This window comes from Paenibacillus ehimensis NBRC 15659 (genome assembly GCF_004000785.1).
Lineage (GTDB): Bacteria > Bacillota > Bacilli > Paenibacillales > NBRC-103111 > Paenibacillus_G > Paenibacillus_G ehimensis.
Genome location: NZ_BILX01000056.1, coordinates 22,238 through 43,128 on the forward strand (window position 1 = coordinate 22,238; position 20,891 = coordinate 43,128).

Below are 20,891 nucleotides of genomic sequence, written 5' to 3' on the forward strand. Positions count from 1 at the left end.
CGATAGGAGGAACCTCTATGTACAAATCGATCGTAATCGGAACCGGCCCGGCGGGACTGACGGCGGCCATTTATTTGGCCCGCGCCAATCTGAACCCGCTCGTCATCGAAGGACCGGAGCCGGGCGGACAATTGACGACGACCACCGAAGTCGAGAACTTCCCCGGGTTCCCCGAAGGGATTATGGGTCCGGAGCTTATGGACAACATGCGGAAGCAAGCGGAGCGTTTCGGCGCCGAGTTCAAAACCGGCTGGGTGAACAAGGTCGATCTGTCCAAGCGGCCGTTCAAGCTGAATGTGGAAGGCCTTGGCGATATCGAAGCCGAATCGCTCATCATCTCGACCGGCGCTTCGGCGAAGCTGCTCGGCATTAAGAACGAGAAGGAAAGCATCGGCCGCGGCGTCAGCACTTGCGCAACGTGCGACGGCTTCTTTTTCCGCGGCAAGAAGATCATTGTCGTGGGGGGCGGCGACTCGGCGATGGAGGAAGCGAACTTCCTGACCCGTTTTGCGACGGAAGTGCGCCTGGTACATCGCAGAGACGAGCTGCGTGCTTCGAAAATCATGCAGGATCGCGCACGCCAAAACGAGAAAATTACATGGAGCCTGAACCGTACGCCTCTGGAAGTGATTTCCGGCGAAAAGGGCGTGACCGGTTTGAAGGTGAAAAACAACGAGACCGGCGAAGAGGAAATTCTCGAAACCGACGGTATCTTTGTGGCCATCGGCCACAAGCCGAACACGGATTTCCTCGGCGGGCAAATCGTCACGGACGAAGTCGGGTACATCCAGGTGAAGCCGGGGACGTCCCTGACCAACGTCGAGGGCGTCTTTGCCTGCGGCGACGTGCAGGACAGCAAATACCGCCAGGCGATTACGGCGGCCGGCAGCGGCTGTATGGCGGCGCTTGACTGCGAGAAGTTTCTGGAAGGGCATATGGTGCATGACTGGAGCAAGTCCCTGTAACAACGCCATTCGGGCGTGGAACCGTGTGTTCTGCGCCTTTTTCATGCTTACAAAAATTACCTTCCGTATTAAGCTTCGCGAGGGCGTTAGTCCGGGAGTAAGCGGTAGGAAAGCGGTCATTACGGGAGCGCAAAAAGCTAGGGAAGGCGAGGGTCCCGTGCGGGCGGCGAATCGGAAGCGGCCCCAGCTTTGCAGGCTTTACAGCCGGTTGACACTTTCTCGACACACTCCCGGAAGAGCTGCGAGCTTCCCCTGGGCTAATCTTGACCTTCTAGGTAGGTTGGCTTATAGTTGGAACAGGAGCTTATAGATAACGGATAGGGTACGAGGTGATTCGACAGGTATGGGAGAACGTGTTTATGTAGGAGTCGATCTGGGAGGAACCGCGATTAAAGTCGGATTGTGCGACGGGCAGGGCAAGCTGCTGCAAACGTACGAAGGCCCGACCGGTACCGAACATGGCGCAGAGGTAGTGCTGGAAAATATCGCGCAGTATGTGCGTAAGCTGGTTGACGAATCCCCATACGAGTGGGAGCAGGTCGCCGGCATCGGTGCGGGAATCGCCGGGTTCATGGATATTCCCGAAGGCTTCATCAAGCTGTCGCCCAACCTGGGCTGGCGCAACGTACCGGTCAAGAAGATTCTGGAAGAGAAGCTTGGCAAGACGGTCAAAATCGATAACGACGCCAACGTCGCTGCGCTCGGGGAAGCCTGGAGCGGGGCCGGCGCCGGCATTCCGAATGTCGTCTGCTATACGCTGGGCACCGGAGTAGGCGGCGGTGTCATTATCCACGCCCGTATTTATCAGGGCTACAACGGCATGGCCGGGGAACTCGGACACATGGTTGTTGTACCGGACCTGGAAGCGATTGAATGCGGCTGCGGCAAGAAAGGCTGTCTGGAGACCGTATCGTCGGCGACAGGCATTATTCGGATGGCCAAAGAAGCCGTAGAACGGGGCGAGCATACGTCCTTGGCGCTTGTCGAGAATATTATGGCGAAAGATGTGTTTGACGCGGCCAAAACGGGCGACGAAACGGCGCTGCGGATCATTAACCGCGCCGCGCTGTATCTCGGCAAATCGATGGCGGCGATTTCCGTCGTTCTGAACCCGCAGCGTTTTATCGTGGGTGGCGGCGTATCCAAGGCAGGCGACATCCTGTTTGATGCGATCCGCAAGTACTACAACGAGCACGCCCAAGAAACGGCCAAGGAAGGCGTAGACATCGTTCCTGCCGTTCTCGGCAACGATGCCGGCGTCGTCGGCGCAGCGGGCCTCAACCTGCACAGCTAGAGGCAGGCTGACGGACCTGCATGGCTTGTGCCCGGAAACCCGGGCCGGATTTTCACGTATAAAACAAACGGCGCCACCAATTCCAAAGCGCCAACAGATATATTTATAGCGAAGGTCGGGTCTGCGTAAGCAGCAGGAAAGATACCGGAGAGTTTACGTGGTCCCTTTTAAATCGTGTTCCGACCATTTTATTATTATTCCAGGAACACGATTTGAACAGGACCCGGAGGTACTTTCCTGCTGCGACAGCGAAGAGACCCGAACGGAGCGTCCTCAGGAGGAGCAGCCATGGAAGAAATGCAAACCCTCGGAAAGCTGGTTATCATTACGGGCATGTCCGGAGCCGGCAAGACGATTGCGGTGCAGAGCTTGGAAGACTTGGGCTTTTTTTGCGTGGATAACCTTCCTCCGGTGTTGATTCCCAAATTTGCCGAGCTGATTGAGCAGTCCAAAGGCCGGATCGGCAAAGTTGCGCTGGTTATCGACCTGCGGGGGAGAGAGTTTTTCACTTCGCTGTCCGAATCGCTGCGCTACTTGAGCGAGAACTATACGCTGACGCACGAGATTCTGTTCCTTGACGCGACGGATTCGACGCTGGTGCAGCGGTATAAAGAAAGCCGGCGCAAGCACCCGCTGGCCCCGACGGGCGCCCCGCTCGAAGGGATTCAGCAGGAGCGCAAGCTGCTGGAGGAGCTCAAAGGCCACGCAACGCAGGTGATCGATACATCCAACCTGAAGCCGGCGCAGCTGAAGGAAAAAATCATATCCCGGTTCACCAGCCTCGAAAACAGCGGCATTTCGATCAACGTCATTTCGTTCGGTTTCAAGTACGGGATTCCGATCGACGCCGATCTTATTTTTGACGTCCGCTTTTTGCCGAATCCGCATTATGTGGACCATCTTCGCCCCAACACCGGGCAGGACCCGGATGTGTACGATTATGTCATGAAATGGACCGAAACGCAGGAGTTTCTCGCGAAGCTGCTCGACATGCTCCACTTTCTCGTTCCCCAATACAAGAAAGAAGGCAAAAGTCAAATCGTTATCGGTATCGGCTGTACGGGCGGGAAGCACCGTTCGGTGGCGATTGCCGAATATCTCGGTAAAATGATGGGCAATAGCGAAACGGAAATCGTTCGGGTCAGCCACCGCGATTCCGAGCGCGACCGGGTTGAGGTGAAGAAATGACGTTTGACCGGGAGAGGGAAACGTACATTCCGCGCATCGTCGTGATCGGCGGGGGGACCGGGCTGTCGGTGATGCTACGAGGGCTTAAGCAGAAGCCCGTAGAAATTACGGCGGTCGTTACGGTAGCCGATGACGGGGGGAGCTCGGGCATCTTGCGGTCGGAGTTGGAAATGATTCCGCCGGGCGACATCCGCAACGTCTTGTCTGCGCTGGCGGACGTGGAGCCGCTGCTCGGGCAGCTGCTCGATTACCGTTTTGATAAAGGCAACGGATTGGCAGGCCATAGTTTGGGTAACCTAATGTTGGCAGCCATGTGCGACATTACCGGCGATTTCGTCACCGGCGTGCGCGAGCTGAGCCGGGTGCTGGCCGTGCGGGGGCGCGTTCTCCCGGCTTCCGATCACTCGATCGTGCTGCGGGCGCTGATGGAGGACGGCTCGATTGTCGAGGGAGAGTCCAATATCCCGAAGGCAAGAGGCGTTATACGCCGGCTGTCCATCGAGCCGAAGGACGTCCGGGCGCTTCCGGAGGCGCTGGAGGCGCTGCGGGAGGCCGACGCGATTCTGGTCGGTCCGGGAAGCTTGTATACGAGCATTTTGCCCAATCTGCTGGTGCCGGAAATTGCGAAAACGATCGTTGAGTCGAATGCGCTCAAAATTTTTATTTGCAACGTGATGACGCAGCCGGGTGAAACCGACGATTATAAGGTCAGCGACCATCTCAAAGCGGTGCGCGACCATGTCGGCAGCGAGCTCTTCGATTACGTGATCGTGAACAACGGGGACATCCCGGAGCAGGTGCAGAGCAAATATGCCGAGCAGGGGGCCAAGATCGTTCCGCTCGATTTGGACGAAGTGACCAGGCAGGGCTATAAGGTCATTGCCGACCAGCTTGTTCTGTTCCGGACCTATCTGCGTCATGACGCCGAGAAGCTGAGTCAACACATTTATCAACTGGTGGAGAGCTGGATGTTCAAGAAGAGGTGATTCCCATGTCCTTCGCCGCCCAGACGAAAAAAGAGCTGACCATGATGGAGTCGGAGCGCTGCTGTGAGAAAGCGGAGCTGTCCGCCCTCATCCGCATGAACGGGGCTGTGCAGTTGACCAGCCAGAAGATCGTCCTTGATATTTCGACGGAAAACGCCGCGATTGCCAGACGCATTTACTCGCTGCTCAAAAAGTCGTTCAAGGTGCATACCGAGCTGCTTGTCCGCAAAAAAATGCGGCTCAAAAAAAACAACGTGTATATCGTGCGCGTGCCGAATCAAGTGCAGGGCCTGTTGTCGGAGCTGCATATCGTCTCCGAAGGTTTTTTGTTCACCCCGGGCATCGAGCCGGAAATTATTAAACGCAGCTGCTGCAAGCGCGCTTATTTGCGCGGAGCTTTCCTTGCAGGCGGTTCCGTGAACAACCCGGAGGGGTCCTCGTACCATCTGGAGATTTATTCGATGTACGAGGAGCACTGCCAGGCTCTGGTGCGGCTGGCCAACGAGTTCGATCTGAACGCCAGATGCATCGAGCGGAAAAAGGGCTTCGTCCTCTACATCAAAGAAGGCGAGAGGATCATCGAGTTTCTAAATCTGATCGGCGCTCACCAAGCGCTTCTCCGGTTCGAGGACGTCCGGATTATGAAGGATATGCGCAATTCCGTAAACCGCCTCGTCAACTGCGAAACCGCCAATCTGAACAAGACGATCGGCGCCGCCGTCCGGCAGATCGACAACATCCGGCTGCTGCAAAAGGAAGTGGGGCTCGATAACTTGCCCGACAAGCTGCGGGAAGTGGCGGAGATTCGGCTCAAACACCCGGATATGAACCTCAAAGAAGTCGGTGATCTGCTGAAAGGCAAAGTAAGCAAATCCGGGGTAAACCACCGGCTGCGCAAGATCGATGAATTGGCTGAAAAGCTGCGGAAATCGTGAGTAGAATCGGCCAATTATAGATTTTTTGTGTAAATTTGCAATAATTCTAGTGCAAACTGCCGAAAAATGATATAATGTTTGAAAAATCGCTTTTTTTAAATCGGTTTCGGATAGACTAGCCTCCAGATTGCGCTTCAATGCCGGAATCGTTGGTAACCCGTTTGTCCATGTTCTTCAGGACGATGTATTCGTTTACGCTGAGGGCGTTATGCCCTTCCTTATTTTTAGGAATTCAAAGTATTGTAGGGGGTATTGGTTGCATGTCGAGACGCCCAGTAGTCGTCAAGTTGAAAACAGGCCTTCACGCCAGACCGGCAGCGCTTTTCGTGCAGGAAGCGAATAAGTTTTCTTCGGAGATTTTTGTGGAGAAGGACGAGAAGAAGGTCAACGCCAAAAGTATTATGGGCATCATGAGTTTGGCCATCAGCACAGGAACCGAAGTTCACATAAGTGCAGAAGGTTCGGACGCCGAACAGGCTGTAAACGCTTTAGTCACATTGGTCAGCAAGGAAGAGCTGGAAAACCAATAAACCGCCACAAGGCTTCCGTTCCGGAAGCTTTTTTCTTTGCGGCGTTCCTTATTTTGTCACATATGATCTCCGTAAATAAAGCGCAACCTTTTTTGGGCTGATGCGTCTAAATTGACGTGTCTTTGAACCGGAAAAGGTTTTTTCTGTATCGGGCACCATTAGAAGCGCAGAAAGAGGAGTAGAGGGAATGAAGCCGTTGAAGAAAGAATGGGTCGTTCTGCTGGTTATGGCCATGCTGCTGTCGTTTGGCATTGCGCCGCTGGCATCCGCCGCAGAGAAAGAAGCGCCGATGTCGCCCGCCCCAGGGAAAGAAGCGCCGCCGACGTCTGCCCCAGGGAAAGAGACGCCGATGTCGTCCGTCCAAGAGAAAGAAGCGCCGATGTCGTCCGGAACGACCTATGTGCTGCTGTATATCGATAAGCCCGAGGCCTTCTTGAACGGCAAGCAGGTGAAGCTGGATGCGCCTGCGACGATTCTGAAGGACAAGACGTTCGTGCCAGCCAAGTTTTTGGGCGATGCGTTCGGGATGAAGGTCGAATGGAACGACAAGACGCGTCAAATTGAAATGGTAACACCAAGCCACAACATTATGATCGACATCGATAACAAGTCGGTGTGGATTAACGGCTACTGGATGAAGTTCGACGACGTAGCCGCGATTGTGAATGGCCGCTTAATGATTAAACTGACTTGGCTGGCCGATTACATGGGAGCGAAGTATACGTACAACAACGAGCTGCGCCGCGTGGAAGTGCTGCATGTGAAGGCGCCTGCGGGTATTTTCGATCCGAATCGGGGCAACTCGAATCCGGTAGCGAAATTTACGTTCGCCCAGCCGAGCTACAAGATCGGGGAACCGGTCAAATACGTCGATCTGAGCTATGACCCGGATGCGGAAGGCATTGCGCGGTATGAGTGGACCGGGAAGCAAGAAGCCTTTTTCACCCCGGGCACGTATCCGATTACGCTGACCGTTTGGGATATTCACGGCAATAAGAGCGAGACCTATACCCGCAATCTGGTCATCGGCAACGATACTTATCTGAGTGCGATTGAATATCCGATCTTTATGAAACCGGTCGGCTCCTTTATCAAGACCGATTGGAGCATGCTCTGGGGCACGTTCTGGGAGCTGCCACAGCTGCCGAAGACGGTGAGCGAGGATCGTTCGCGCAAGCTGCTCGTCAGCGACAGCCCGGAGACGTTCACGGAGCGTGGCATTTTGTACCAGGATGAAGTGGAAGGCAAAGGCCGTTTATATGCCGATCACATCAACGGGACGAAGGAAAAGGTCAGCATGGCGATTCTCGCCAAAAACTTGACGGACAAGCCGGTTACGATCAAAACGACGAACAAAGGCGAAGTGTGGCCTTCGGTGTATGCCAATTTGATCGGCAGCGAAGCGACGGTCGATTTCCTGATGAACGACCAGATCAACGAGACGATTACGATTCCGGCCCACCAAACGTTCATTTACAAGCAAATGCCGGACTTCTATCCGGATCAGGGCGTTAACTTGTTCTACGATGTCGAGACGGACGGAAAAGTGCAGTTCTCGTTCGTGGCCGACCGCGAAATTTCCCAAAATTCACTGACTTTGCCGCTGCTTCCGTTTGAGGGGCATGTAAGAGGGTCATTCCCGGTTTCCGAGTTGACGTGGAACATTGATGCTTCATCTTTTACGCAGCCTTCCCGACTCTTGATTGGCGACGGCATTACCGATCCGTTCCAGCCGGGATACGATCCGATGCGCAAAATGGAAGTAAAGAACGAAGGCAATTATGGCGTCATTTATAAGATTCATGCCGACAAGCCTCGGAAGATGGCTGTCATGATTTTGCCTAAAGGCGGCGTGTACAAAGGGCCGTTCAAAATTAACGGCGATATCCGTCTGGCGCCTGAATCCGGCGTGATGACCGCATTTGACGGAATGCAGATTTTGGCCAAAACGACGGGCAAAGAAGATTCGCTCGATATTGAATTCAGTCCGCCGGCCGGCTCGGCGCTGCCGATCGAACTGATCTTCTATCCTCTGGACGACCGCGCCGAATAAAGATACAAAACAAGGCCTTGCTCTTGAGCCGCCGCAATGCGGTCTCAGAGCAGGGCCTTTTTTCATATGGAGGCCGCGGAGTCGTTGTATGCAAAAAAGCCCGGCCATTCGCACGGAGGCATACAAGATGCGCCGTGAAATGGCCGGGCTTTTCATGCTGACCTGATCAGGTTATACGCGTTCGATAACTTTATCGATCAAGCCGTAGTTTTTCGCGTCCTCTGCGGACATGAAGTTGTCGCGGTCGGTATCTTTCTCGATGCGCTCGAACGACTGGCCCGTACGCTCGGCGAGAATCGTGTTCAGCTTGTCGCGCATTCTCAGGATGCGCTTCGCACGGATCTCGATATCGCTGGCTTGGCCTTCGGCTCCTCCGAGCGGCTGGTGAATCATAACCTCGCTGTTCGGCAGCGCGAAGCGCTTGCCTTTGGCTCCCGCGGCCAGCAGGAAGGCGCCCATCGATGCCGCCATGCCGACGCAGATCGTGGACACGTCCGGCTTGATGAACTGCATCGTGTCATAGATCGCCATCCCCGACGTAATGGAGCCGCCAGGGCTGTTGATATACAAGCTGATGTCTTTATCCGGATCGGTTGCGGCCAGGAACAGCATTTGTGCGATAATCGAATTGGCTACAACATCGTTGATCGGACTTCCGAGAAAAATAATCCGGTCCTTGAGCAGACGCGAATAGATGTCATAAGCGCGTTCTCCTCTTGCATCCGGTTCGACAACCATTGGAATGAAACTCATCGGCTGCAGCCTCCTTTATATTCAAACTATAACCATCATAAACGAAAAACAAACAAAGGTCAAGAAAGGTCAAACCAAGGAAATAAAAAAACCAGTTTTGCTCAAACTGATTGTGTGTAAATGGCGCGCCCGCAAGGAATCGAACCTTGATCTCAGGCTCCGGAGGCCTACGTCATATCCATTGGACCACGGGCGCATATGAAAGTTAAGTTTGCTGTGCTTCAATAACTGACAGCAAAAATTATTATAAGCCATAAGCGAAAGAAAAGCAACCTCCTGGCGATAAAAAAATTTTCCATGTACAGTTGCCGCAGGAATAGCGGCTGCGGACAGCCGGCGGCATGTCGAATGGTGGCGAAGAGACTTGATGCGAAGGAAAGAATAGGTTATAATAAGGACACTAAGTGAAACAGCTTAGTACTTTTTTTAGAGTATGTGGGACTCAAAATGCAGCACCGGGACAAAAAACGTCCAACAAAGCTGCAATCTTAAGCGGGTGTGAATCCATGAGAGAAATCCTCGACATTCAAAAGCAGCTTTTGCCCGACCTGGTCGACACCATGAAAAAGCGATATACGATTCTGCATCACATCATGGTATCCGGCTTGGTGGGCCGGCGGACGCTGGCGCTGTCGGTGGGAGCGACGGAGCGGGTGCTCCGCGCGGAAGTGGATTTCCTGAAGGAGCAGGGCTTGATCGAAGTCGAAGCTTCCGGCATGCGGATCAGCGGCGCGGGCAGGGAACTGCTGGAGCGGCTCGAACCGCTTGTCAAAGACTTGTTCGGTCTGACGGAGCTGGAAGAACGCATACGCTCGCACTTCGGCTTGAAGCAGGTGATCATCGTCCCCGGCGATTCGGACGTCTCCCCGCATACGAAGAAAGAGCTTGGCCGTGCCGGCGCCTCCGTCTTGCGGAAGCTGGTCGGCGAGAACGAGACCGTTGCCGTAACCGGCGGCTCCACGATGGCTGAAGTGGCCTATCATTTGACGCCGGCGACTCCGATGAAGGGCTGCTGGTTTGTACCGGCCCGCGGCGGACTCGGGGAAAGCGTCGAGCTTCAAGCGAACACGATCGCCTCGACGATGGCGAAGAAGGCGGGAGGCCGCTACCGGCTGCTGCACGTGCCGGACCATCTCGGCGAGGAAGCCTATCAATCGCTGATGCAGGACAGCCACATTGCCGAGATCATCGCCTTCATCCGCGGCGCGCGGATTGTGGTTCACGGCATCGGAGAAGCTATGGTCATGGCCAGACGGCGCAAGGTGGACCCGGAAACGACCGAAAGCCTGCGGCGCGACGGCGCGCTTGCGGAAGCGTTCGGGTACTATTTTGACCGGGACGGAAACATTTTGCACAAAATGCCGACCATCGGGCTGCGCATCGAAGACATTCACAGCATGGACCATGTGATCGGAATTGCCGGAGGCAAAAGCAAGGGCGAGTCGATCGCTTCGGTACTGAAGCACGGTCACGAGGACGTGTTGGTGACCGATGAGGCGGCTGCCTTGGAAGTTGTCAATCGCTTGCTATCTTGACGGGCTCTGCCTGTCTTGACATATCGCTGCCGCGGTCGTAATTCTACGAAACCTTGCCGGGAGCAGCGGACATCAAATCATTTCTAGGAGGCTTTCAACATGGTAAAAGTTGGTATTAACGGTTTTGGACGTATCGGTCGTAACGTATTCCGCGCAGCACTTGGCAATCCTGAGGTGGAGATCGTTGCTATCAACGACTTGACAGATGTAAAAACGTTGGCTCACCTGCTCAAGTACGACACGACTCACGGTCGTCTGAACGCTACGGTGGAAGCTACCGAAGGCGCGCTCATCGTGAACGGCAAAACGATTAAAGTGTTCGCCGAGCGCAATCCGGAAAACCTTCCTTGGGCCGCAAACGGCGTTGAAATCGTCGTTGAATCCACAGGGATCTTTACCGCAAAAGAGAAAGCCGAGCTTCACTTGAAAGGCGGAGCGAAAAAAGTTATCATCTCCGCACCTGCAACGAACGAAGATATCACCATCGTTATGGGCGTTAACGAAGATAAATACGATCCGGCTCAACATACGATCATCTCCAACGCATCCTGCACGACGAACTGCTTGGCTCCTTTCGCCAAAGTTATTAACGACAAATTCGGTATCGTGAAAGGCATGATGACGACGGTTCACTCCTACACGAACGACCAGCAAGTGCTCGACCTGCCGCATAAAGACCTGCGCCGCGCACGTGCAGCCGCTGAAAACATCATTCCTTCGACGACGGGCGCTGCGAAAGCTGTTTCCCTCGTACTGCCGGAGCTGAAAGGCAAGCTGAACGGTATGGCTATGCGCGTGCCTACGCCGAACGTATCGGTTACGGACCTCGTTGTTGAGCTGAGCAAAAACGTAACGGTTGACGAAGTGAACGGCGCTCTGAAAGAAGCGGCTAACGGCCCGCTGAAAGGCATCCTGAACTACTCCGAAGAGCCGCTCGTATCCAGCGACTACAACGGCGACCCGGCTTCCTCCACGATCGACGCGCTGTCCACGATGGTTGTCGGCGACAACATGGTGAAAGTGGTATCCTGGTACGACAACGAGTGGGGCTATTCCAACCGTGTCATCGATTTGGCAAGCTTTATCGCGAAAAAAGGTCTGTAATGGTAAAATTGTGGTGATGTTCTGAAGCATTTGAAAAAGATCTCGCTATGACGGGGCAAATGGGATGTACCTCCGGGCTCTGTTGAACTCTCGTTTCTTGATTTAAAGGGTAGTTGAGGAAACGAGAGTTCAAAGGAGCCGCGCTGACGCTCTACGGCACATCCCATCTGCTGCCGCGCGAGATATTTTTCTAAGCCCGAAGGACCGTCCCCACAATTTTTTGTGTGTGGGTAGGAAGAGACAAAAACCGCTGGGAGGCATGGAAGATGAATAAGAAAAGCGTTCGTGACGTAGAAGTTAGCGGTAAACGCGTATTTGTCCGGGTCGATTTCAACGTGCCGCTGGAGAACGGGAAGATTACCGACGATACGCGGATTCGCGAAACGCTGCCGACGATCAAGTACTTGACGGATCGCGGAGCGAAAGTCATTCTGGCCAGCCATTTGGGCCGTCCGAAAGGACAAGTCGTCGAAGAGATGCGGCTGACTCCGGCTGCGGCACGCTTGTCCGAGCTGCTCGGCAAGCCGGTTGCGAAGGCGGACGAAGCGATTGGCGACGCGGTCAAAGCGCAGATTGCCAAGCTGACCGACGGCGACGTGCTGCTGCTTGAGAACGTGCGCTTCTACGCGGGCGAAGAGAAGAACGATCCGGAGCTGGCAAAGGCTTTTGCCGAGCTGGCCGATCTGTACGTGAACGACGCGTTCGGCGCCGCGCACCGGGCTCATGCTTCCACGGAAGGCATCGCGCACCATCTGCCAGCCGTATCCGGATTGCTGATGGAAAAAGAACTCGACGTTCTCGGCAAAGCGCTCAACAACCCCGACCGTCCGTTCACCGCGATTGTCGGCGGAGCGAAGGTCAAAGACAAGATCGCCGTCATCGAGAAGCTAATCGAGATTGCGGACAATATCATCATCGGCGGCGGGCTGTCCTACACCTTCTTCAAAGCGAAAGGCTACGAGATCGGTAAATCCCTCGTGGACAACGACCGTCTGGAGCTGGTGCAGGAATTCGAGCGCAAAGCGAAGGCAAAAGGCGTGAATTTCCTGCTGCCGGTTGACGTTGTTGTCGGCGACGATTTCAGCGCTTCGGCGAATACGAAAGTCGTAGACGTCGATCAAATTCCTGCGGACTGGGAAGGCTTCGATATCGGACCGAAAACCCGCGAGCTGTTTGCCAAAACGATTGCGGAATCCAAGCTGGTCGTCTGGAACGGACCGATGGGCGTATTCGAATTGAAGCCGTTCGAAGACGGAACGAAAGCGGTAGCGGAAGCTTGCGCGGCGACGGCCGGCTATACGGTTATCGGCGGCGGCGACTCGGCGGCAGCCGTGGAGAAATTCCATCTTGGCGACAAAATGGATCACATCTCCACCGGCGGCGGAGCTTCTCTTGAATTTATGGAAGGCAAGGCGCTTCCAGGCGTCGTGGCTTTGAACGATAAATAGGAGGCGGGGGCATATGCGCAAACCGATCATTGCAGGCAACTGGAAAATGTTCAAAACGGTAGGAGAATCGCTGGCCTTCGTCAGCGAGGTGAAGGGCAAGGCGGAAGCAGCGGGCGTTGAGAGCGTTATTTGCGCGCCGTTTACGAACCTTCCTGCCTTGGTAGAAGCGGTAAAGGGGACGACGCTGAAGGTTGGCGCTCAAAACCTGCATTTTGAAGACAGCGGCGCGTATACGGGCGAGATCAGCGGCGTGATGCTGAAAGATCTCGGCGTAGAGTACGTGATTATCGGGCACTCCGAGCGCCGGGCTTATTTTGCGGAAACGGACGAAACGGTAAACAAAAAAGTGCATGCGGCGTTCAAGCACGGCTTGACTCCGATCGTATGCGTCGGCGAGAAGCTGGAAGAGCGGGAAGCGGGCCAAACGAAAAGCGTATGCAAAGTGCAGACCGAAGCGGCGTTTGCCGGCTTGAGCGCGGAACAGGCGGCGAAAGTCGTCATTGCTTATGAGCCGATCTGGGCGATCGGCACGGGCAAATCGTCGACGGCAGCGGACGCGCAGGACGTGATCGGCTACATCCGCGAGCTGGTGGCCGGCTTGTATGGAGCCGAGACGGCAGCGGCGGTGCGGATTCAATACGGCGGCAGCGTGAAGCCAAGCAATATCGCCGAGTACATGCAGCAGCCGGACATCGACGGCGCGCTGGTAGGCGGAGCGAGTCTGGAGCCGGCATCCTACATCGATTTGATCAAGGGGGCCGAGTAACATGGCCAGACCGAAACCGGTAGCACTGATCATTCTGGACGGCTTCGGCCTTCGCGGCGAAACGCAGGGCAATGCGGTAGCACAGGCGAAAAAGCCGAATTACGACCGGTATTGGAGCCAGTTTCCGCATACGACACTGACCGCTTGCGGCGAAGCGGTCGGGTTGCCGGAAGGACAGATGGGCAACTCGGAAGTGGGCCATCTCAACATCGGCGCCGGACGGATCGTGTATCAGGACTTGACGCGGATTTCCAAATCGATTCGCGAAGGCGAGTTTTTCGAGAACGAAACGATTCTGGGAGCGATCCGGCATGCCCGCGAGAACGGCAAAAAGCTCCACTTGTACGGACTGCTGTCCGACGGCGGCGTACATAGCCATATCGCACACCTGTTCGCCCTTCTGGAAACGTGCAAAAAGGAAAATTTCCACGAAGTATACATTCATGCGTTCCTGGACGGCCGCGATGTGGCGCCGGACAGCGCCGTGAGCTATATGGAGCAGCTGCAAAACAAAATTGCGGAGCTTGGCGTCGGACATATCGCAACGGTGCAAGGGCGGTATTACGCCATGGACCGCGACAAGCGCTGGGAGCGTACGGAGAAGTCGTACCGCGCGATGGTATACGGAGATGGACCGTCCTTTGAGGACCCGATGAACGCCATCAAGGAATCGTACGTCCGTTCCGTATTCGACGAGTTTGTCATGCCGACGGTGATCGTGAAGAAGGACGGAACGCCTGTCGGCTTGGTAGAGTCCGGCGATGCGGTCATCTTTTTCAACTTCCGGCCGGACCGGGCCATCCAGCTGTCGCAGGTGTTCACCAACAGCGACTTCCGCGGCTTCGATCGTGGGGACAAGTGGCCTAAAGATCTGCACTACGTCTGCCTGACCCTCTTCAGCGAAACCGTGGGCGGCTACGTTGCGTATAAACCGAAGAATCTGGACAATACGCTCGGCGAGGTGCTGGTTCAGAATAATCTGAAGCAGCTTCGCATTGCGGAGACGGAAAAGTATCCGCACGTCACGTTCTTCTTCAGCGGCGGCCGCGACGTCGAGCTCCCGGGCGAAACGCGTATCCTCATCAACTCGCCGAAGGTAGCGACGTATGACCTGAAGCCGGAGATGAGCGCTTACGAGGTGGCGGAAGCGGCGGTGAAGGAGATCGAGGCCGAGCGTCAGGACGTGATCATCCTGAACTTTGCCAACCCCGACATGGTCGGACACTCCGGTTTGCTGGAGCCGACGATCAAAGCCATCGAAGCGACGGACGAGTGCCTCGGCAAAGTCGTCGACGCCATTCTGGCGAAGGGCGGGGTCGCACTGATTACGGCCGACCACGGCAACGCCGATATTGTGACGAATCCGGACGGCTCGCGCAACACCGCACATACGACGAATCCGGTCCCTTTCATTGTGACCGACAGTCGTGTTACACTAAGAAACGATGGCATTTTGGCGGATATCGCCCCGACGATGCTCGAGCTTCTGGGCTTGACGCAGCCGGCAGAAATGACCGGTAAATCGATCGTTGCAGCACGCGGTTAACCCTTTTGCAAAATGGATTAAAAAACGAGAAGGAGTGTTCTAGCAATGACTGTAATCTCCAATGTATACGCCCGTGAAGTGCTTGATTCCCGCGGTAACCCGACCGTAGAAGTGGAAGTGTATCTGGAATCCGGAGCGCGCGGCCGCGCGATCGTTCCGTCCGGCGCATCGACAGGCGCTTATGAAGCCGTAGAGCTTCGCGACGGCGACAAAGGCCGTTACCTCGGCAAAGGCGTACTGAAAGCCGTTGAGAACGTGAACGACGTGATCGCGCCGGAAATCATCGGCATGAACGCCCTTGATCAAGTCGGCATCGACAAGCGCATGATCGAGCTGGACGGCACACCGAACAAAGCGAAGCTTGGCGCGAACGCGATTCTCGCTGTTTCCATGGCCGTAGCTCGCGCAGCGGCTGAAGCTTTGGATGTTCCGCTGTACGTTTACCTCGGCGGATTCAACTCCAAAACGCTTCCGGTTCCGATGATGAACATCATCAACGGCGGCGCACACGCGGACAACAACGTGGACGTGCAGGAGTTTATGGTATTGCCGGTTGGCGCTCCGACCTTCAAAGAAGCGCTGCGTACCGGCGCGGAAATTTTCCACAGCTTGAAAAACGTTTTGAAAGAGCAAGGCCTCAACACCGCGGTAGGCGACGAGGGCGGCTTTGCGCCGAACCTGAGCTCCAACGAAGCGGCGATTCAAACGATCATCACGGCGATCGAGCGCGCAGGCTACAAGCCGGGCGTCGACGTATTCCTGGGCATGGACGTGGCCTCCACCGAGTTCTTCAAAGACGGCAAATACCATCTTGAAGGCGAAGGCAAGTCGTTCACTTCCGCTGAATTCGTGGACTTCCTCGCTTCCTGGGTAGACAAATACCCGATCATCACGATCGAAGACGGCTGCTCCGAAGACGATTGGGAAGGCTGGAAGCTGCTTACCGAGAAGCTTGGCGGCAAAGTACAGCTCGTCGGCGACGACCTGTTCGTAACGAACACGAACCGTTTGTCCCAAGGTATCCAGCAAGACATCGGCAACTCGATTCTGGTTAAAGTAAACCAAATCGGTACGTTGACCGAGACGTTCGACGCCATCGAAATGGCAAAACGCGCCGGCTATACGGCGGTGATCTCCCACCGTTCCGGCGAGAGCGAAGACAGCACGATTGCCGACATCGCAGTGGCTACGAACGCTGGCCAAATCAAAACCGGTGCGCCTTCCCGTACCGACCGCGTGGCGAAGTACAACCAATTGCTCCGCATCGAGGACCAACTGGCAAGCGTCGCTCAATACGCAGGCAAATCCGCATTTTACAACCTGAAAAACTTCAAATAAGTTTGCAGTTGTAAAGTACACGGTTTTCATAATAAAATAACCGTCAGGCGGTATTGTTTTTGACGAACGTCAATCCTACAACGACGACTGACACTCACCCGGAGGGGATCACATGAGTAATTTGTTAAAGACCGTATTTTTCTTGATTTTATCGGCCTTTCTTACGCATTTGATCCCCTTCAGTGATTATTTTCGCAATCTTGATACGATGATTCACGAGTTCGGCCATGCCATCGTGACGTTGGCGCTTTCCGGCAAAGTGATGTACATCGAGCTGTTCGCGAACCATAGCGGCGTGACGTATTCGCAGGTAACGAGCCGGTGGAGTCTCCTACCGATTGCGCTGGCAGGGTATACGACGGCCTCCTTGTTCGCGTTCTTCCTGTTCCGGATGCGTGCCAGCGGTAAGCAGCGGCTTGGATTGCAGGTGATGACAGCGATCGCCATCGTGGCACTTGTCTTGTTCGTGCGCAACGAGTTCGGAATTTTCTGGCTGTTGGGCTTCATTATCTTAAATACGATGATGCTGGCGTTTATGCCGCGCTGGCTCAGCGATCTGTATTACCTGCTGCTGGCGTTCCTGACGCTGGAAGAGTCGGTTTTCGGACCGTTCTCGTTGATCCTGTATGCCTGGAACGATCCGGCGAAGGCCGGCGATGCGACGAACCTCAGTCTGGTGACTCCGATTCCGGCCATCGGATGGGCCATGCTGTTGACGCTGTTTTCCCTATGGTGCGCGGTGCGGGCGCTGAAATGGTTTCTCACCGGACGCAAAGCGTCACGTTCTCCTCGGCCCGCCTACCGGCAGCCGTTCGATGAGTAAAGATTTTGTAAAATACGCATGGACGATCCAACAGGATTTGTCAGTGCGTATTTTTTGTGGTATACTAAGCATGCTGTCTATTTTCGGACAAGTCCGTTTATTTTTGCAGGAGGTGGAATCATGGAATTAGCATTGAAGATCATCCTGGTCATCGCTTCGCTTGGCTTGATTGCGGCCGTATTGCTGCAGCCGGGAAAAAGCGCAGGTTTGTCCGGTGCCATCTCCGGAGGGGCGGAGCATCTGTTCGGAAAGAAGAAGGCGCGGGGGCTGGAGCTGTTTTTGTCCCGTTTGACTATGGGTCTCGCGGTTGTATTCTTCGTCTTATCTTTGATTGTGGCGTACTTTGTAAAAGGCGCGTAAACATAAAAAGGCGACAGCAGGGGAATATTACTCCTGCTGTTTTTTTGTAGCTTTTCACATGCTGCAGGAAGGAAGAGGCGGCCTTGACTATCCTGAACGGTGTGAGACGGAGGCGGGGCGCTTGAATCGCGTATATAGAACAACGGAGCCTTTTCGGCTGGAAGGAGCTGGAGAGCTGGCCTCGACGCAGCTGCTGCTCATACACGGCTTCACGGGGTCCCCGTCGGAGCTTCGGCGGCTCGGCTATTATTTGAACGATCTGGGCTATACTGTTAATGCGGTTCTGCTGCCGGGGCATGGAACGACGCCGGAGGATATGATTAGAACCGGCCTCGACGATTGGTCCGGCCATGTGCTGCACTGCTATGATACAATGGCCGCCGGCCGGGTTCATGGGGGCAAAATTGTGGCGATCGGTCATTCCATGGGAGGGCTGCTCGCTTTGGAGCTGGCGATGAAGCGAAGGCTTGACGGCGTGGTTTCGCTGGCGGCACCGATGTTTCTGTCCAGCCGGAAAACATCGCTGGCCCTATTGCTGCAGTATTTTATCAAATACGTTGAACGGAGACCGACGGCGGTTGCGCATCTGACGGAGGAAGCCTGTACATATGATAAGACGCCGGTCCGGTGCGTGGTCGATCTTCGGAAGCTGATGAAGCTTGTCAAAGCGGGCTTGGGCCAAGTATCGGCGCCGTTATTTGTCGGGCAGGGAGAGAAAGACGGGATGGTTCTTCCGAAAAGCGCAGAGTACATTTACCGGCATGTCTCCTCGCTCGTCCGCCAAATCGAGTATTACCCCCATTCCTCCCATGGCCTGCTGCTTGACGAGTGGCGGGAACGGGTATACGAAGATATATCCCGTTTTTTGGCGACGCTTGACCAGGTCGGGACATGGAAACAGGCGGTCATGGAACTTCAGACATAGGTTATAGAAAGAAAAGGCAGGTGAGAACATTGATAACGCGTGAAGCTTTACTAGATTTTATGAAAGAGACGGCCTACAAGCCGATGACGTATCATGAGCTGGAGCAGCACTTTGTGCTGGAGAGCGCAGAGGAGTTCAAAGCATTCCTTAAGCTGCTCAATGAACTCGAAAATGAAGGACTTATTCTTCGTACGCGCAACGAACGGTACGGGGTGCCCGAGAGAATGAATCTGCTGCGCGGCAAGCTGCAGGCGCATGCCAAAGGCTTCGGCTTCCTCATTCCCGACGACCGGGATCATCCGGACGTGTACATCCATGCCAACGATATGGCGACGGCGATGAACGGAGATATCGTGCTCGTGCGGATCACTTCCAAGAGCCCGTCCGGCGGCCGGATGGAGGGCGAAGTGGTCCGGGTGGTCAGCCGGGGCAATACGCAGATCGTCGGTCTCTTCCAGTCCCATGAGGAGTATGCGTTTGTCATTCCGGACGATAAGCGGGTGGTGCGGGATATTTTTATTCCGAAGGAATCGTTCGGCGGCGCCATGGACGGGCACAAGGTCGTCGTAAAAATCGTATCGTACCCGGAAGGGCGCGCGGCGGCGCAAGGCGAAGTGGTGGAGATTCTGGGGCATAAAAACGATCCCGGGGTCGATATTCTCTCAATTATCCGAAAGCACCAGCTGCCCGAAGCGTTCCCGGATGAGGTGATGGAAGAAGCGTCGGCTGTGCCGGAAGCGATCTCGGAAGAGGATCTGAAGGGCCGCCGCGATCTGCGCGGTAAGCGTATCGTCACCATCGACGGGGAAGATGCCAAAGACTTGGACGATGCCGTCAACGTGGAGCGGCTGCCGAACGGCAATTATGTGCTCGGCGTGCATATCGCCGACGTCAGCTATTATGTGCGCGAGGGCTCGCCGCTCGACAAGGAAGCGTACAACCGCGGGTGCAGCGTGTATTTGGTGGACCGGGTCATTCCGATGCTGCCGCACCGGCTGTCCAACGGGATTTGCTCGCTGAATCCGCAGGTGGATCGGCTTACGATGTCGTGCGAGATGGAATTCGACGCAGATGCGAATGTGGTGCGCCACGATATTTTTACAAGTGTGATCAAGACGAGCGAGCGGATGACGTACACGAATGTCCGCAAGCTGCTGACCGAGGAAGCGCCGGAACCGGAGCTGCTGGAGAAATATGCGTACCTGATGGACGACTTCCGTCTGATGGAAGAACTGGCGATGAAGATGCGTTCGAAGCGGATGCGCCGCGGTGCGATCGATTTCGATTTTCAGGAATCGAAAATTTTGGTCGATGCGGACGGCAAGCCGACGGATATCGTGAAGCGGGACCGGACGATCGCCGAGATGATCATCGAGGAGTTCATGCTGGCGGCGAACGAGACGGTGGCGGAGCATTTTCATTGGCTTAAAGTGCCGTTCCTGTACCGGATTCACGAGGACCCGGACGCGGAAAAGCTGCAGCATTTTATGGAGTTCATTACGAACTTCGGTTATGTTGTCCGGGGCAAGGGCAATTCGGTGCATCCCCGGGCGCTGCAGACGCTGCTGGAGGAAATCAAGGGGACGAAGGAAGAAACGGTTATCAGCACGGTGATGCTGCGTTCGATGAAGCAGGCGAAGTACGATTCGCAGAGTTTGGGCCATTACGGTCTGGCTGCGGAATTTTACTCCCACTTCACGTCGCCGATCCGCCGTTACCCCGACCTCGTCATTCACCGCGTCATTCGCGAGGTGCTGGAGAGCGGTACGCTCAGCGAAGCGCGGCACGAGTACTTGGCCTCGCGGATGGACGATATTGCCAAGCAATCGTCCGAGCGGGAGCGGGTGGCCGTCGATGCGGAGCGGGAGACCGAGGCGCTGAAGAAGGCCGAGTTCATGCTCGACAAAGTCGGCGAGGAGTTCGACGGCATCATCAGCAGCGTGACGAGCTTCGGGATGTTCGTAGAGCTGGAGAATACTGTGGAAGGACTCATCCGTCTATCCGATCTGACGGACGATTACTACCACTTCCACGACGCTCAGCACGCGCTTATCGGCGAGCGCACGTCCAAAATTTATCGCCTCGGCGATGAAGTGAAGGTGCGCGTCTCGCGGGTGAACATGGAGGAGCATACCATCGATTTCGAGATGGTCGATATGAAGCCGCGACCGCAGAAAATGAGCTTGGTCGACGCGCTGAACGCCGTACGCAAGACCAAACGCGCGGGTCGGGCAGGGAAAGCCGCCGCAGGCGGAGCGCGCGCCGGACGGAGCGAACGCGCCGGGAAGCGCGGCGCAGGCGGCAACGGGCGCGGGAAGGGCCCGGCAGCCGCGAAAACGCGC

At 55.4% G+C, this 20,891-nt stretch carries 18 protein-coding genes and 1 tRNA gene; 17 read left to right on the top strand and 2 right to left on the bottom strand.

Annotated elements, in window-relative coordinates; genetic code table 11:
• The first annotated feature begins 17 nt into the window (after nucleotides 1–17).
• The 7 genes from trxB to PEH01S_RS24815 all read left to right on the top strand — a co-directional run bounded on the left by trxB (nucleotide 18) and on the right by PEH01S_RS24815 (nucleotide 7,951).
• On the top strand, nucleotides 18–965 hold the full coding sequence (gene trxB, locus PEH01S_RS24785) for a thioredoxin-disulfide reductase (protein ID WP_025845164.1): 948 nt from the start codon (nucleotides 18–20) through the stop codon (nucleotides 963–965).
• Nucleotides 966–1,308: 343 nt separating this feature from the next.
• Entirely contained in the window at nucleotides 1,309–2,259 is a 951-nt protein-coding gene (locus tag PEH01S_RS24790; protein WP_127488646.1) for an ROK family glucokinase, read from the top strand.
• 288 nt (nucleotides 2,260–2,547) lie between these two features.
• On the top strand, nucleotides 2,548–3,447 hold the full coding sequence (rapZ, locus tag PEH01S_RS24795; protein WP_025845160.1) for an RNase adapter RapZ: 900 nt from the start codon (nucleotides 2,548–2,550) through the stop codon (nucleotides 3,445–3,447).
• Complete coding sequence (locus tag PEH01S_RS24800; protein ID WP_025845159.1) at nucleotides 3,444–4,433, top strand: gluconeogenesis factor YvcK family protein; 990 nt, start codon at nucleotides 3,444–3,446, stop codon at nucleotides 4,431–4,433. Before rapZ ends, PEH01S_RS24800 begins: the two co-directional genes overlap by 4 nt.
• A gap of 5 nt (nucleotides 4,434–4,438) precedes the next feature.
• Nucleotides 4,439–5,368 carry a DNA-binding protein WhiA gene (gene whiA / locus PEH01S_RS24805; RefSeq protein ID WP_127488648.1) on the top strand — a complete coding sequence of 310 codons (930 nt, stop codon included), beginning with the start codon at nucleotides 4,439–4,441 and terminating at the stop codon, nucleotides 5,366–5,368.
• 260 nt (nucleotides 5,369–5,628) lie between these two features.
• The gene (locus PEH01S_RS24810) at nucleotides 5,629–5,898 is read left to right on the top strand and encodes an HPr family phosphocarrier protein (RefSeq protein WP_010500412.1); all 270 of its coding nucleotides are present in this window, start codon (nucleotides 5,629–5,631) and stop codon (nucleotides 5,896–5,898) included.
• A gap of 187 nt (nucleotides 5,899–6,085) precedes the next feature.
• A complete protein-coding gene (locus PEH01S_RS24815) occupies nucleotides 6,086–7,951 on the top strand; it encodes a stalk domain-containing protein (protein ID WP_025845151.1) in 1,866 nt (621 codons plus the stop codon).
• A gap of 171 nt (nucleotides 7,952–8,122) precedes the next feature.
• Here the strand turns inward: PEH01S_RS24815 and clpP are convergent, their stop codons facing one another.
• Nucleotides 8,123–8,704 (bottom strand): ATP-dependent Clp endopeptidase proteolytic subunit ClpP, encoded by a 582-nt coding sequence (gene clpP, locus PEH01S_RS24820; RefSeq protein ID WP_025845150.1) that lies wholly within the window; start codon nucleotides 8,702–8,704, stop codon nucleotides 8,123–8,125.
• A 121-nt stretch (nucleotides 8,705–8,825) separates the two neighbouring features.
• Nucleotides 8,826–8,900 (bottom strand) — tRNA-Arg (locus PEH01S_RS24825).
• Between the two features lie 310 nt (nucleotides 8,901–9,210).
• On the opposite strand from PEH01S_RS24825, the gene PEH01S_RS24830 reads away from it, so the two are divergent.
• The 10 genes from PEH01S_RS24830 to rnr all read left to right on the top strand — a co-directional run.
• Nucleotides 9,211–10,239: a sugar-binding transcriptional regulator gene (locus tag PEH01S_RS24830; RefSeq protein ID WP_025845149.1), complete on the top strand. Its 1,029-nt coding sequence runs from the start codon at nucleotides 9,211–9,213 to the stop codon at nucleotides 10,237–10,239.
• Between the two features lie 99 nt (nucleotides 10,240–10,338).
• Entirely contained in the window at nucleotides 10,339–11,343 is a 1,005-nt protein-coding gene (gene gap / locus PEH01S_RS24835) for a type I glyceraldehyde-3-phosphate dehydrogenase (RefSeq protein ID WP_025845147.1), read from the top strand.
• Between the two features lie 266 nt (nucleotides 11,344–11,609).
• Nucleotides 11,610–12,791 (top strand): phosphoglycerate kinase, encoded by a 1,182-nt coding sequence (locus tag PEH01S_RS24840; protein WP_127488651.1) that lies wholly within the window; start codon nucleotides 11,610–11,612, stop codon nucleotides 12,789–12,791.
• Nucleotides 12,792–12,804: 13 nt separating this feature from the next.
• Complete coding sequence (gene tpiA, locus PEH01S_RS24845) at nucleotides 12,805–13,557, top strand: triose-phosphate isomerase (RefSeq protein ID WP_025845144.1); 753 nt, start codon at nucleotides 12,805–12,807, stop codon at nucleotides 13,555–13,557.
• A 1-nt stretch (nucleotide 13,558) separates the two neighbouring features.
• Nucleotides 13,559–15,103 carry a 2,3-bisphosphoglycerate-independent phosphoglycerate mutase gene (gpmI, locus tag PEH01S_RS24850; protein WP_127488653.1) on the top strand — a complete coding sequence of 515 codons (1,545 nt, stop codon included), beginning with the start codon at nucleotides 13,559–13,561 and terminating at the stop codon, nucleotides 15,101–15,103.
• Between the two features lie 45 nt (nucleotides 15,104–15,148).
• Nucleotides 15,149–16,441: a phosphopyruvate hydratase gene (eno, locus tag PEH01S_RS24855; protein ID WP_025845140.1), complete on the top strand. Its 1,293-nt coding sequence runs from the start codon at nucleotides 15,149–15,151 to the stop codon at nucleotides 16,439–16,441.
• 112 nt (nucleotides 16,442–16,553) lie between these two features.
• Complete coding sequence (locus PEH01S_RS24860; RefSeq protein WP_127488655.1) at nucleotides 16,554–17,264, top strand: M50 family metallopeptidase; 711 nt, start codon at nucleotides 16,554–16,556, stop codon at nucleotides 17,262–17,264.
• 120 nt (nucleotides 17,265–17,384) lie between these two features.
• The gene (gene secG, locus PEH01S_RS24865; protein ID WP_025845137.1) at nucleotides 17,385–17,624 is read left to right on the top strand and encodes a preprotein translocase subunit SecG; all 240 of its coding nucleotides are present in this window, start codon (nucleotides 17,385–17,387) and stop codon (nucleotides 17,622–17,624) included.
• Between the two features lie 121 nt (nucleotides 17,625–17,745).
• Nucleotides 17,746–18,549, top strand: a complete 804-nt coding sequence (locus tag PEH01S_RS24870) for an alpha/beta hydrolase (RefSeq protein ID WP_025845136.1) — start codon at nucleotides 17,746–17,748, stop codon at nucleotides 18,547–18,549.
• 29 nt (nucleotides 18,550–18,578) lie between these two features.
• A partial coding sequence (rnr, locus tag PEH01S_RS24875; protein WP_174807170.1) for a ribonuclease R occupies nucleotides 18,579–20,891 on the top strand: 2,313 nt, incomplete at its 3' end.